14 protein-coding genes and 1 rRNA gene are annotated in these 12,839 nt (G+C 51.7%); 9 read left to right on the top strand and 6 right to left on the bottom strand.

Annotated elements, in window-relative coordinates:
• Nucleotides 1-18 precede the first annotated feature (18 nt).
• Together QUF14_RS01045 and gmhB are read right to left on the bottom strand one after the other, a co-directional pair.
• Nucleotides 19-1,560 (bottom strand): 16S ribosomal RNA (locus QUF14_RS01045).
• A 365-nt stretch (nt 1,561-1,925) separates the two neighbouring features.
• Nucleotides 1,926-2,498: a D-glycero-beta-D-manno-heptose 1,7-bisphosphate 7-phosphatase gene (gmhB, locus tag QUF14_RS01040; protein WP_001140174.1), complete on the bottom strand. Its 573-nt coding sequence runs from the start codon at nt 2,496-2,498 to the stop codon at nt 1,926-1,928.
• A gap of 187 nt (nt 2,499-2,685) precedes the next feature.
• On the opposite strand from gmhB, the gene metN reads away from it, so the two are divergent.
• From metN to QUF14_RS01005, 7 genes are all read left to right on the top strand, one after another.
• On the top strand, nt 2,686-3,717 hold the full coding sequence (metN, locus tag QUF14_RS01035) for a methionine ABC transporter ATP-binding protein MetN (RefSeq protein WP_000593991.1): 1,032 nt from the start codon (nt 2,686-2,688) through the stop codon (nt 3,715-3,717).
• Entirely contained in the window at nt 3,710-4,363 is a 654-nt protein-coding gene (locus tag QUF14_RS01030; protein ID WP_001294600.1) for a methionine ABC transporter permease MetI, read from the top strand. Before metN ends, QUF14_RS01030 begins: the two co-directional genes overlap by 8 nt.
• Nucleotides 4,364-4,402: 39 nt before the next feature.
• Entirely contained in the window at nt 4,403-5,218 is an 816-nt protein-coding gene (gene metQ / locus QUF14_RS01025) for a methionine ABC transporter substrate-binding lipoprotein MetQ (RefSeq protein WP_000874226.1), read from the top strand.
• A 117-nt stretch (nt 5,219-5,335) separates the two neighbouring features.
• Nucleotides 5,336-5,740, top strand: a complete 405-nt coding sequence (gene rcsF, locus QUF14_RS01020) for an envelope stress sensor lipoprotein RcsF (RefSeq protein ID WP_001202321.1) — start codon at nt 5,336-5,338, stop codon at nt 5,738-5,740.
• Nucleotides 5,737-6,444 (top strand): tRNA (N6-threonylcarbamoyladenosine(37)-N6)-methyltransferase TrmO, encoded by a 708-nt coding sequence (gene tsaA, locus QUF14_RS01015; RefSeq protein ID WP_000094015.1) that lies wholly within the window; start codon nt 5,737-5,739, stop codon nt 6,442-6,444. Before rcsF ends, tsaA begins: the two co-directional genes overlap by 4 nt.
• 110 nt (nt 6,445-6,554) lie before the next feature.
• A complete protein-coding gene (gene proS, locus QUF14_RS01010) occupies nt 6,555-8,273 on the top strand; it encodes a proline--tRNA ligase (RefSeq protein WP_001260697.1) in 1,719 nt (572 codons plus the stop codon).
• Between the two features lie 52 nt (nt 8,274-8,325).
• Complete coding sequence (locus QUF14_RS01005; protein WP_000360450.1) at nt 8,326-9,150, top strand: YaeF family permuted papain-like enzyme; 825 nt, start codon at nt 8,326-8,328, stop codon at nt 9,148-9,150.
• A gap of 29 nt (nt 9,151-9,179) precedes the next feature.
• Here the strand turns inward: QUF14_RS01005 and nlpE are convergent, their stop codons facing one another.
• Genes nlpE through QUF14_RS00990 form a run of 3 tightly spaced genes read right to left on the bottom strand, consistent with a single transcriptional unit; the run spans nt 9,180 to nt 10,868 of the window.
• Nucleotides 9,180-9,890: an envelope stress response activation lipoprotein NlpE gene (nlpE, locus tag QUF14_RS01000; protein ID WP_000239158.1), complete on the bottom strand. Its 711-nt coding sequence runs from the start codon at nt 9,888-9,890 to the stop codon at nt 9,180-9,182.
• 13 nt (nt 9,891-9,903) lie between these two features.
• Complete coding sequence (gene arfB, locus QUF14_RS00995; protein ID WP_000635561.1) at nt 9,904-10,326, bottom strand: alternative ribosome rescue aminoacyl-tRNA hydrolase ArfB; 423 nt, start codon at nt 10,324-10,326, stop codon at nt 9,904-9,906.
• A complete protein-coding gene (locus QUF14_RS00990) occupies nt 10,323-10,868 on the bottom strand; it encodes a YaeQ family protein (protein WP_001185283.1) in 546 nt (181 codons plus the stop codon). Before QUF14_RS00990 ends, arfB begins: the two co-directional genes overlap by 4 nt.
• Before the next feature lie 165 nt (nt 10,869-11,033).
• On the opposite strand from QUF14_RS00990, the gene QUF14_RS00985 reads away from it, so the two are divergent.
• Complete coding sequence (locus QUF14_RS00985) at nt 11,034-11,234, top strand: YaeP family protein (RefSeq protein ID WP_000417058.1); 201 nt, start codon at nt 11,034-11,036, stop codon at nt 11,232-11,234.
• Nucleotides 11,221-11,481 carry a Rho-binding antiterminator gene (gene rof, locus QUF14_RS00980; protein ID WP_000062315.1) on the top strand — a complete coding sequence of 87 codons (261 nt, stop codon included), beginning with the start codon at nt 11,221-11,223 and terminating at the stop codon, nt 11,479-11,481. The genes QUF14_RS00985 and rof overlap by 14 nt, the downstream gene beginning before the upstream one ends.
• A 52-nt stretch (nt 11,482-11,533) precedes the next feature.
• Here rof and tilS read toward each other — a convergent pair whose 3' ends face one another.
• Entirely contained in the window at nt 11,534-12,829 is a 1,296-nt protein-coding gene (gene tilS / locus QUF14_RS00975; protein WP_000176507.1) for a tRNA lysidine(34) synthetase TilS, read from the bottom strand.
• Nucleotides 12,830-12,839: the final 10 nt, after the last annotated feature.

Below are 12,839 nucleotides of genomic sequence, written 5' to 3'. Positions count from 1 at the left end.
AAGTACAGTTCTTTAAGGTAAGGAGGTGATCCAACCGCAGGTTCCCCTACGGTTACCTTGTTACGACTTCACCCCAGTCATGAATCACAAAGTGGTAAGCGCCCTCCCGAAGGTTAAGCTACCTACTTCTTTTGCAACCCACTCCCATGGTGTGACGGGCGGTGTGTACAAGGCCCGGGAACGTATTCACCGTGGCATTCTGATCCACGATTACTAGCGATTCCGACTTCATGGAGTCGAGTTGCAGACTCCAATCCGGACTACGACGCACTTTATGAGGTCCGCTTGCTCTCGCGAGGTCGCTTCTCTTTGTATGCGCCATTGTAGCACGTGTGTAGCCCTGGTCGTAAGGGCCATGATGACTTGACGTCATCCCCACCTTCCTCCAGTTTATCACTGGCAGTCTCCTTTGAGTTCCCGGCCGGACCGCTGGCAACAAAGGATAAGGGTTGCGCTCGTTGCGGGACTTAACCCAACATTTCACAACACGAGCTGACGACAGCCATGCAGCACCTGTCTCACGGTTCCCGAAGGCACATTCTCATCTCTGAAAACTTCCGTGGATGTCAAGACCAGGTAAGGTTCTTCGCGTTGCATCGAATTAAACCACATGCTCCACCGCTTGTGCGGGCCCCCGTCAATTCATTTGAGTTTTAACCTTGCGGCCGTACTCCCCAGGCGGTCGACTTAACGCGTTAGCTCCGGAAGCCACGCCTCAAGGGCACAACCTCCAAGTCGACATCGTTTACGGCGTGGACTACCAGGGTATCTAATCCTGTTTGCTCCCCACGCTTTCGCACCTGAGCGTCAGTCTTCGTCCAGGGGGCCGCCTTCGCCACCGGTATTCCTCCAGATCTCTACGCATTTCACCGCTACACCTGGAATTCTACCCCCCTCTACGAGACTCAAGCTTGCCAGTATCAGATGCAGTTCCCAGGTTGAGCCCGGGGATTTCACATCTGACTTAACAAACCGCCTGCGTGCGCTTTACGCCCAGTAATTCCGATTAACGCTTGCACCCTCCGTATTACCGCGGCTGCTGGCACGGAGTTAGCCGGTGCTTCTTCTGCGGGTAACGTCAATGAGCAAAGGTATTAACTTTACTCCCTTCCTCCCCGCTGAAAGTACTTTACAACCCGAAGGCCTTCTTCATACACGCGGCATGGCTGCATCAGGCTTGCGCCCATTGTGCAATATTCCCCACTGCTGCCTCCCGTAGGAGTCTGGACCGTGTCTCAGTTCCAGTGTGGCTGGTCATCCTCTCAGACCAGCTAGGGATCGTCGCCTAGGTGAGCCGTTACCCCACCTACTAGCTAATCCCATCTGGGCACATCCGATGGCAAGAGGCCCGAAGGTCCCCCTCTTTGGTCTTGCGACGTTATGCGGTATTAGCTACCGTTTCCAGTAGTTATCCCCCTCCATCAGGCAGTTTCCCAGACATTACTCACCCGTCCGCCACTCGTCAGCGAAACAGCAAGCTGTTTCCTGTTACCGTTCGACTTGCATGTGTTAGGCCTGCCGCCAGCGTTCAATCTGAGCCATGATCAAACTCTTCAATTTAAAAGTTTGATGCTCAAAGAATTAAACTTCGTAATGAATTACGTGTTCACTCTTGAGACTTGGTATTCATTTTTCGTCTTGCGACGTTAAGAATCCGTATCTTCGAGTGCCCACACAGATTGTCTGATAAATTGTTAAAGAGCAGTTGCGACGCGGCTTTCAGCTCACTGTCGCGAGTTGGCGTATATTACGCTTTCCTCTTTCAGAGTCAACCCTGAATTTCAGGATTTTTCTCTTCAACCGAACCGGCTGTTTGTGTGAAGTGATTCACATCCGCCGTGTCGATGGAGGCGCATTATAGGGAGTCGTTTCAGGAAGACAAGCGGAAAAATGCATTTTTATTTCAACCGCTCATCTTTTAATCATTACGCCGGTTTTTGCTGCTTTTTTATCGCTTGCGGCAGGTCTGCCAGGCTATTTAACACCCAATCCGCCGCGTTTTCTGCTTCAGGCGTAATAGGTTTTCCCGTACGCACCAGCACTTTTGTTCCCACGTTCGCCGCAGCCGCTGCCTGCATATCTTCTAATTTATCGCCCACCATATAAGAAGCAGCCATATCAATATGTAAATAATCGCGTGCTGACAAAAGCATCCCCGGATGTGGTTTGCGGCAATCGCAGACCTGACGAAACTCTTCAACACTACCCTGCGGATGATGCGGGCAATAATAGATGCCATCCAGATCGACATCGCGGTCCGCCAGCGACCAGTCCATCCACTCGGTCAGCGTTTCAAACTGTGCTTCAGTAAATTTACCGCGAGCAATGCCAGACTGGTTGGTTACTACCACCAGCGCAAAGCCCATTTTTTTTAGCTCGCGCATGGCGTCAATAACACCGTCGATAAATTCAAAGTTGTCGATCTCATGGACATAGCCGTGATCGACATTAATGGTGCCATCACGGTCAAGAAAAATTGCGGGTACGCTCTTCGCCACCTTTTATAGCTCCTTAATAAGGCATGTGACGCTAGTATCGCATGTTTCGACCTGCAAGAAAGTGCTCTTCGCATAAACCTGATTGATTTAGACGTCTGGATGCCTTAACATCCATTTCATTGACGGCTTTGACCGTTTCAGGCATTCGAAATGCCACGACTAACTTAATGACGATAATAAATAATCAATGATAAAACTTTCGAATATCACCAAAGTGTTCCACCAGGGCACCCGCACCATCCAGGCGTTGAACAACGTCAGCCTGCATGTGCCAGCTGGACAAATTTATGGCGTTATCGGTGCCTCAGGCGCGGGTAAAAGTACGCTTATCCGTTGTGTAAACCTGCTGGAGCGCCCAACCGAGGGTAGCGTGCTGGTCGATGGTCAGGAACTGACCACGCTGTCAGAATCCGAGTTGACCAAAGCTCGCCGCCAGATTGGTATGATTTTCCAGCATTTTAACCTGCTCTCTTCGCGCACTGTTTTTGGCAACGTGGCACTGCCGCTGGAGCTGGACAACACGCCGAAAGACGAGATTAAACGTCGCGTGACAGAATTACTGTCATTGGTTGGTCTTGGCGATAAGCATGATAGTTACCCGTCTAACCTTTCCGGTGGGCAGAAACAACGTGTGGCGATTGCCCGTGCGTTAGCCAGCAATCCCAAAGTATTGCTGTGTGATGAGGCCACCAGCGCGCTGGACCCGGCAACAACACGTTCTATTCTCGAACTGCTGAAAGACATCAATCGTCGTCTGGGTTTGACGATTCTGTTGATCACCCACGAAATGGACGTTGTGAAGCGCATTTGTGATTGCGTGGCGGTGATCAGTAATGGCGAGTTGATCGAGCAGGACACGGTAAGTGAAGTGTTCTCGCATCCGAAAACGCCGCTAGCGCAGAAGTTTATTCAGTCGACCCTGCATCTGGATATCCCGGAAGACTATCAGGAACGACTGCAAGCGGAACCATTCGCTGACTGCGTGCCGATGCTGCGTCTGGAGTTTACCGGTCAATCGGTCGATGCCCCGCTTCTTTCTGAAACCGCGCGTCGTTTCAACGTCAATAACAACATTATTAGCGCGCAGATGGATTACGCCGGTGGCGTTAAGTTCGGCATCATGCTGACTGAAATGCACGGCACACAACAAGATACGCAAGCCGCCATTGCCTGGCTGCAGGAACACCATGTAAAAGTAGAGGTACTGGGTTATGTCTGAGCCGATGATGTGGCTGCTGGTTCGTGGCGTATGGGAAACGCTGGCAATGACCTTCGTATCCGGTTTTTTTGGTTTTGTGATTGGTCTGCCGGTTGGCGTCCTGCTTTATGTCACGCGTCCGGGGCAAATTATTGCTAACGCGAAGCTGTATCGTACCGTTTCTGCGATTGTGAACATTTTCCGATCCATCCCGTTCATTATCTTGCTGGTATGGATGATTCCGTTTACTCGCGTTATTGTCGGTACATCGATTGGTTTGCAGGCAGCGATTGTTCCGCTGACAGTTGGTGCAGCACCGTTTATTGCCCGTATGGTCGAGAACGCTCTGCTGGAGATCCCAACCGGGTTAATTGAAGCTTCCCGCGCAATGGGTGCTACGCCGATGCAGATCGTGCGCAAAGTGCTGTTACCGGAGGCGTTGCCAGGTCTGGTGAATGCAGCAACTATCACCCTGATTACTCTGGTCGGTTATTCCGCAATGGGTGGCGCAGTCGGTGCCGGTGGTTTAGGTCAGATTGGCTATCAGTATGGCTACATCGGCTACAACGCGACGGTGATGAATACGGTACTGGTATTGCTGGTCATTCTGGTTTATTTAATTCAGTTCGCAGGCGACCGCATCGTCCGGGCTGTCACTCGCAAGTAACGTTCAACACAACATAAATAATTGAAGAAGGAATAAGGTATGGCGTTCAAATTCAAAACCTTTGCGGCAGTGGGAGCCCTGATTGGATCACTGGCACTGGTAGGCTGCGGTCAGGATGAAAAAGATCCAAACCACATTAAAGTCGGCGTGATTGTTGGTGCCGAACAGCAGGTTGCAGAAGTCGCGCAGAAAGTCGCGAAAGACAAATATGGCCTGGACGTTGAGCTGGTAACCTTCAACGACTATGTTCTGCCAAACGAAGCATTGAGCAAAGGCGATATCGACGCCAACGCCTTCCAGCATAAACCGTACCTTGATCAGCAACTGAAAGATCGTGGCTACAAACTGGTCGCAGTAGGCAACACTTTTGTTTATCCGATTGCTGGTTACTCCAAGAAAATCAAATCACTGGATGAACTGCAGGATGGTTCGCAGGTTGCCGTGCCAAACGACCCAACTAACCTTGGTCGTTCACTGCTGCTGCTGCAAAAAGTGGGCTTGATCAAACTGAAAGATGGCGTTGGCCTGTTGCCAACAGTTCTTGATGTTGTTGAGAACCCAAAAAACCTGAAAATTGTTGAGCTGGAAGCACCGCAGCTGCCGCGCTCTCTGGACGATGCGCAAATCGCTCTGGCGGTTATCAACACCACCTATGCCAGCCAGATTGGCCTGACTCCGGCGAAAGACGGTATCTTTGTCGAAGATAAAGAGTCTCCGTACGTAAACCTGATCGTGACGCGTGAAGATAATAAAGACGCAGAGAACGTGAAGAAATTCGTCCAGGCTTATCAGTCTGACGAAGTTTACGAAGCAGCGAACAAAGTGTTTAACGGTGGCGCTGTTAAAGGCTGGTAATTTTTAGGCTGTTTCCACAATTTGTAATATCATTCAGGACGGGCGCTTGCCCGTCTTGTCATTTTTACAAGCTCCTGATTCAATATTGACGTTTTGATCATACATTGAGGAAATACTATGCGTGCTTTACCGATCTGTTTAGTAGCACTCATGCTAAGCGGCTGTTCCATGTTAAGCAGATCCCCTGTCGAACCCGTTCAAAGCACTGCACCCCAGCCGAAAGCGGAGCCTGCAAAACCGAAAGCACCGCGCGCCGCGCCGGTCCGAATTTATACCAATGCAGAAGAATTAGTCGGCAAACCATTCCGCGATCTCGGTGAAGTCAGTGGCGATTCTTGCCAGGCCTCTAATCAGGACTCTCCGCCGAGCATTCCAACCGCGCGTAAGCGGATGCAAATCAATGCCTCTAAAATGAAAGCCAATGCGGTATTACTGCATAGCTGCGAAGTTACCAGCGGTACGCCAGGCTGCTATCGTCAGGCTGTATGTATCGGTTCTGCGCTTAACATTACGGCGAAATGAGCAGTTTCCAGTTCGAGCAAATAGGCGTTATTCGCTCGCCCTATAAAGAAAAATTCGCCGTTCCGCGCCAGCCAGGTCTGGTAAAAAGCGCCAACGGTGAACTGCATCTCATTGCTCCCTACAACCAGGCCGACGCCGTACGCGGCCTGGAGGCGTTCAGCCATTTATGGATACTTTTCGTCTTTCATCAAACGATGGAAGGCGGCTGGCGCCCAACTGTGCGTCCGCCTCGTCTTGGTGGTAATGCCAGAATGGGCGTTTTCGCCACACGCTCTACTTTCCGTCCTAATCCGATTGGTATGTCGCTGGTAGAGCTGAAAGAGGTTGTTTGCCATAAAGACAGCGTGATTCTGAAGCTTGGCAGTCTGGATCTGGTCGATGGGACGCCAGTGGTGGATATCAAACCGTATCTCCCCTTTGCCGAATCGCTTCCCGATGCCAGCGCCAGCTATGCGCAAAGTGCACCAGCGGCAGAGATGGCGGTGAGTTTTACCTTAGAGGTCGAAAAGCAGCTTTTGACACTGGAGAAGCGATATCCGCAGTTAACGCTGTTTATCCGCGAAGTACTGGCGCAGGACCCGCGTCCAGCCTATCGTAAAGGTGAGGATACGGGCAAAACCTATGCCGTCTGGCTGCATAATTTTAACGTTCGCTGGCGCGTCACCGACGCTGGTTTTGAAGTCTTTGCGCTGGAACCGCGTTAAATTCGCGCCCTTCTCTTTTGACATTTCTTTTGCACTGGTAAACTAAATCACTTTTTTTGTCCCAGGCTCGCCTTGAGCCTGCTCTACCTTCCAACTGGAACCGTAACAACATGCGTACTAGCCAATACCTGCTCTCCACTCTTAAGGAGACACCTGCCGACGCCGAGGTGATCAGCCATCAGCTGATGTTGCGCGCCGGGATGATCCGCAAGCTGGCCTCCGGGTTATACACCTGGCTGCCGACCGGCGTGCGCGTTCTGAAAAAAGTCGAAAACATCGTGCGTGAAGAGATGAACAACGCCGGTGCGATCGAGGTGTTAATGCCGGTGGTTCAGCCATCTGAACTGTGGCAAGAGAGTGGTCGTTGGGAACAGTATGGCCCGGAATTGCTGCGTATTGCTGACCGTGGTGACCGTCCGTTCGTACTTGGCCCAACTCATGAAGAAGTGATTACCGACCTGATTCGTAACGAGCTGAGCTCTTACAAACAGCTGCCGCTGAACTTCTATCAGATCCAGACCAAGTTCCGTGATGAAGTGCGCCCGCGTTTCGGCGTCATGCGTTCCCGCGAATTCCTGATGAAAGATGCTTACTCTTTCCATACCTCTCAGGAATCCCTGCAGGAAACCTACGATGCAATGTATGCGGCCTACAGCAAAATCTTCAGCCGCATGGGGCTGGATTTCCGCGCCGTACAGGCCGATACCGGTTCTATCGGCGGCAGCGCCTCTCACGAATTCCAGGTGCTGGCGCAGAGCGGTGAAGACGATGTGGTCTTCTCCGACACCTCTGACTATGCAGCGAACATTGAGCTGGCAGAAGCTATCGCGCCGAAAGAACCGCGCGCTGCTGCTACCCAGGAAATGACGCTGGTTGATACGCCGAACGCGAAAACCATCGCTGAACTGGTAGAACAATTCAATCTGCCGATTGAAAAAACGGTTAAGACTCTGCTGGTTAAAGCCGTTGAAGGCAGTAGCTTCCCGCTGGTTGCGCTGCTGGTTCGCGGTGACCACGAGCTGAACGAAGTTAAAGCTGAGAAACTGCCGCAGGTTGCAAGCCCGCTGACTTTCGCGACTGAAGAAGAAATTCGTGCCGTGGTTAAAGCCGGTCCGGGTTCACTGGGTCCGGTAAACATGCCGATTCCGGTAGTAATTGACCGTACTGTTGCGGCGATGAGTGATTTTGCTGCTGGTGCTAACATCGATGGCAAACACTACTTCGGTATCAACTGGGATCGCGATGTCGCAACCCCGGTAGTTGCGGATATCCGTAACGTAGTGGCTGGCGATCCAAGCCCGGATGGACAGGGTACGCTGCTGATCAAACGTGGTATCGAAGTCGGTCACATCTTCCAGCTGGGTACTAAGTACTCCGAAGCACTTAAAGCCTCCGTTCAGGGTGAAGATGGCCGTAATCAGATCCTGACTATGGGTTGCTACGGTATCGGCGTAACGCGCGTAGTAGCTGCGGCAATTGAGCAGAACTACGACGAACGCGGCATCGTATGGCCTGACGCTATCGCACCTTTCCAGGTGGCGATTCTGCCGATGAACATGCACAAATCCTTCCGCGTACAGGAGCTGGCTGAGAAACTGTATAGCGAACTGCGCGCACAGGGTATCGAAGTGCTGCTGGATGACCGCAAAGAACGTCCGGGCGTGATGTTTGCTGATATGGAACTGATCGGTATTCCGCACACTATCGTGTTGGGCGACCGTAACCTCGACAACGACGATATCGAATACAAATACCGTCGTAACGGTGAGAAACAGTTAATTAAGACCGGTGACATCGTCGATTATCTGGTGAAACAGATTAAAGGCTGATGCCAGAAAGGGTCCTGAATTTCAGGACCCTTTTTTACATGGATTGTATAAAATGGATAAACCAAAGGCGCACTGGTGCCTGCTTCTCCCCTGCTTTCTTTCACTTTCGGCCTGTACCGTTGACATCAGCCAGCCAGACTCATCAGCCACAGCGGTAGATGCCGCGGCAAAAACATGGGCAGTCAAATTCCAGCATCAAAGCTCTTTCACCGAACAATCAATAAAAGAAATAACAGAACCTGATCTCAAACCCGGCGATTTACTGTTCTCCTCAAGCCTTGGGGTAACCTCATTTGGTATCCGCGTCTTCAGCACTTCCTCTGTGAGCCACGTTGCAATCTTTTTGGGAGATAATAACGTTGCAGAAGCGACAGGAGATGGCGTCCAGATTGTTTCCCTTAAAAAAGCGATGAAGCATAGTGATAAGCTTTTCGTCTTACGAGTTCCGGATCTTACCCCGCAACAAGCCACAGAAATTACCGCGTTTGCCAATAAAATCAAAGATAGCGGTTATAACTATCGCGGCATTGTCGAATTTATTCCATTTATGGTGACTCGCCAGATGTGCTCACTGAATCCGTTCTCCGAGGATTTTCGCCAACAGTGCGTCAGCGGCCTGGCGAAAGCGCAGTTAAGCAGTGTGAGCGAAGGAGACAAAAAGTCGTGGTTTTGTTCGGAATTTGTCACTGATGCATTTGCCAAAGCCGGACATCCGCTTACGCTGGCACAGTCTGGCTGGATTAGCCCTGCCGATCTGATGCATATGCGTACTGGCGATGTCTCTGCGTTTAAGCCAGAAACGCAGTTAGAGTATGTCGGGCACTTGAAGCCAGGGATTTATATTAAAGCGAGTCGCTTTGTTGGTCTGACTCGGTGATAAAAGCCGGAGAATGCTCCGGCATTCAATTACTGCCCCAAACTACTGCAATCCTGGTTTGGGTAAAATTTACCTGCCGTATCGGGCGCTAATACTTTGGTTGGCGCACCGTTATCCGGATTAGTCTCAAGCGTAAAGTGACCTTCTACTGACAGTAACACCGGTTTTTCACTGTTACCGCGCGCAGCCAGGTAGCTACGCTCCAGCTCTGCATTATTCGCTACCATGAAACGTTTTCCGGTCGCACAATCAGTAAAGGTTGCCGCATCAGCCATATAAAAATACATGCCGCGTAGAGTCATCGGCGTCACTGGCAGGCTGGATTTTGCCGGTTCCAGTGTATAGTTGAACTGCGATTCGATCGGATTGCCTTCACGATCGAGCATCTCCAACGCATCTCCTTTCGCCCGATAATATGACTTTTCACCTTTACTGTCGGTTAATACCAGTTTGTCAGCGGTTCGCGCCCATGTACCGTAGGAGGCGAAAGAGAAAGGTTCTTCACGAGCCCCCAGATAACGCTCATTCATCACCCAGGTTCCATCTTTTTCGAGGAACAGAGAGGTTTCGATACCTTCGCAATCAGCACACGGCAGCACGCCGCGCCAGCTTTGCGGCATCGGCTTCAGTTCAGCGGCCTGCGCCGGAGAAAGCGTATCGACTTCGGCTCGATTATTACATCCCATCAGAGTAAAGAGGCTGATTACAGCCATCGCTGTCACTATCGCTTTTTTCACCATCCATTCCTTCTTTTTATTCCCGACCGCCGCGCACTTTGCCGCGCAACGCCTTCACGCTTGATTTTTGTGCTTTCGATACCAGCCTGCGCTCTTTTGATGCGCGGGTAGGTCGTGTCGGTCGTCGGGCTTTTTGTTCTGTTGTTAATTCTTTAATCACTGCCACCAACCGTGCCAGCGCCGCTTCGCGGTTCAGTTCCTGGCTACGGTATTCCTGTGCCTTGATGACTATCACTCCATCGCTGCTAATCAGATGATGGCTGGCAGCGAGCAGGCGCTCTTTGTAATACTCTGGCAGGCTGGACGCTCGAATGTCAAAACGCAGATGAATAGCCGTTGAGGTCTTATTAACATGCTGTCCGCCCGCGCCCTGTGCACGAATAGCAGTGATCTCAAACTCGCCATTGGGGATAGCAACATGTCGGGAAATCACAATCATGAAGGTTGTTGCCAGACGGTTAAGTTCACTTCCAGATTATTCTTGTCATCCGATAACCAGATCACGCCATCCTGAATCGTTGCCTGCAGCGTCATGGTACGATCGGCAAAGGCGCTCACTTTTGCCAGTTGCTCGTCGTCCAGATACCAGACGGAAAGATTGGCAAACTGCGCACATTTACTCTGATTTTGCTGCCACCAGATTTGCGCCGCCCGACTATTATAGGCAAACAGCGCCACTTCTGCGGCCTGGGTGCAGGCTTTCTTAATCCGCCGCTCATCCGGCAATCCCAGTTCAATCCACAAATCAATGCCCAGATGATCATTACGCAGCCACGCTTCCGGCTCATCATCGGCACACAAACCTCGGGTAAATTGCAGACGTTCATCAGCATATTTCAGCCACGCCAGCAGGCGCAGCATCATGCGCTCCTGGGTTTCTGAAGGATGGCGCGCCAGCGTCAGAGAGGCATCGAGAAACTGGTTGCGGTCGAGATCGGCCACATTAACCGTCGCTTTATAAATTGTCGCTTTAAGCGCCATAAGAAAACTCCTTTCGAATCAGGAGGCCATTGTAACGGAATACGTGCAGTTGCGACGCTGATATTGCAGAAATGAGTGTGGTATAGTCACCTTGCGAAACAGAGTTTATCTTCGTAGGCTTAGACTTGCATCCACGGTTAAGTCAGAGTGCTGACAGGAGGGCATGTGGAAAAATATTGTGAGTTAATACGCAAGCGGTACGCGGAAATCGCCAGCGGAGACTTAGGATACGTTCCGGACGCGCTGGGCTGCGTTTTGAAAGTGCTGAATGAAATGGCTGCCGACGATGCCCTTTCTGAGGCTGTCAGGGAAAAAGCAGCATACGCTGCGGCAAACTTACTGGTGAGCGATTATGTCAATGAATGATACGTATCAACCAATCAATTGTGATGATTACGATAATCTTGAGCTCGCCTGCCAGCATCATTTAATGCTGACACTTGAGCTGAAAGATGGCGAAAAATTGCAGGCGAAGGCCAGCGATTTAGTCTCCCGCAAAAATGTGGAGTATCTGGTCGTCGAGGCCGCTGGTACAACCCGCGAACTGCGTCTGGATAAAATTACCAGCTTTAGCCACCCGGAAATCGGTACGGTGGTGGTGAGCGAGTCCTGATTGACTTTCACCGGATGCGACGTTTGATGCGTCTTATCCGGCTTTCACTTAACTAAGCGTTTCGCCGCCAGACAAAACTTACGCCATTCTCACCTTCAGCCACACCTTCTTGCGTCACAAATACCTCTGCCGCTGCAATCAGCGTTTCGCCATAAAACAGCAGTGGCGTGGTGTCACGCAACCACGGCGGTACGCCCAGTTCCTGCCAGATTTTCTTTAACTTACGCCCACCATTGCGCCCGACAATATGCAGCAATCCTGGCGCTTTGAAACGCACGCTGACCGCTTCGTCTGCACGCGGAGGGCGAATATCGCCTCCCGCAGTAAGCTGTACACTTCCCAGCGCCGCCGGTAATTCCAGCGGTTGTAACCACGTCTGCCACGGCACAATGGTTTCGCTTTGCCCAGTGACGGATTTAATCCACCACAGTTGCGATTGATAGCGGCGGATTTCAAACGCCCCCAAACGTAAACAGGGGGAAGCATCTTCTCGCGCCAGCGCCACTTCCTGCCAGATCCTCACCAACGCGTCGCGGGAAGGCATCGGTGCATTCTGCCCTGCAAGCCAGCGGCGAATAATCGCCGCGCGACGGGCATCACTCATCGCCAGCATTGGCGCAATCTGCAGCGTTCCCTGCGGCGTTTGACAGTGTGCTAAATCATCCACCAGCAGTTCATCCAACAGGCTCTCTTGCTCAGCACAAAGTGCGGCGCTGCGGGCCGTTGCTTCGGCAAAATGCGGCCAACGCTGCTGCAATAACGGCACAACGCGCAGGCGCAGGAAGTTACGATCGTATGAGTCGTCCTGATTACTTTCGTCTTCAATCCAACGTAAACCATGCGCCAACGCCCACTGCTCCAGTTCTCCCCGCGTGCGGGCGAGCAACGGGCGGATAAGCCGCGTTCCGGCAAACTCCGAGATTTCCGCCATAGCCGAAAGCCCTGCAGGACCGCTACCGCGTTTTAGCGCCAGCAGAAACGTTTCACATTGATCGTCGAGATGTTGCGCTGTAACCAGCACTTCACCAGGTAACAGGGTACGAGCAAATGCCTGATAACGTGCCTGCCGCGCCTGGGCCTCAATACCTAGCCCCTCTTGCGCAAGTTGCACACGCTCAACCACCAGCGGCACCTGCCACTGCTGGCAGATATTTTCACAATGTTTCACCCAAGCATCAGCGTTGGCACTTAAACCGTGATGCACATGAATAGCGCGCAGGATGACGCCCGGATTTTCCGTCCGCCACTGCACCAACTGATGCAGCAGAACGGTGGAGTCAAGCCCGCCGCTAAAGGCCACCAGAATCTGGCGTGAGATGAGAAGTTGTCTATTGAGAGTGAGTGTCATGATGGTGCGA

The organism is Escherichia sp. HH091_1A, assembly GCF_030295175.1.
Lineage (GTDB): Bacteria > Pseudomonadota > Gammaproteobacteria > Enterobacterales > Enterobacteriaceae > Escherichia > Escherichia coli_F.
This window is presented reverse-complemented; position numbering and strand designations above follow the sequence as displayed.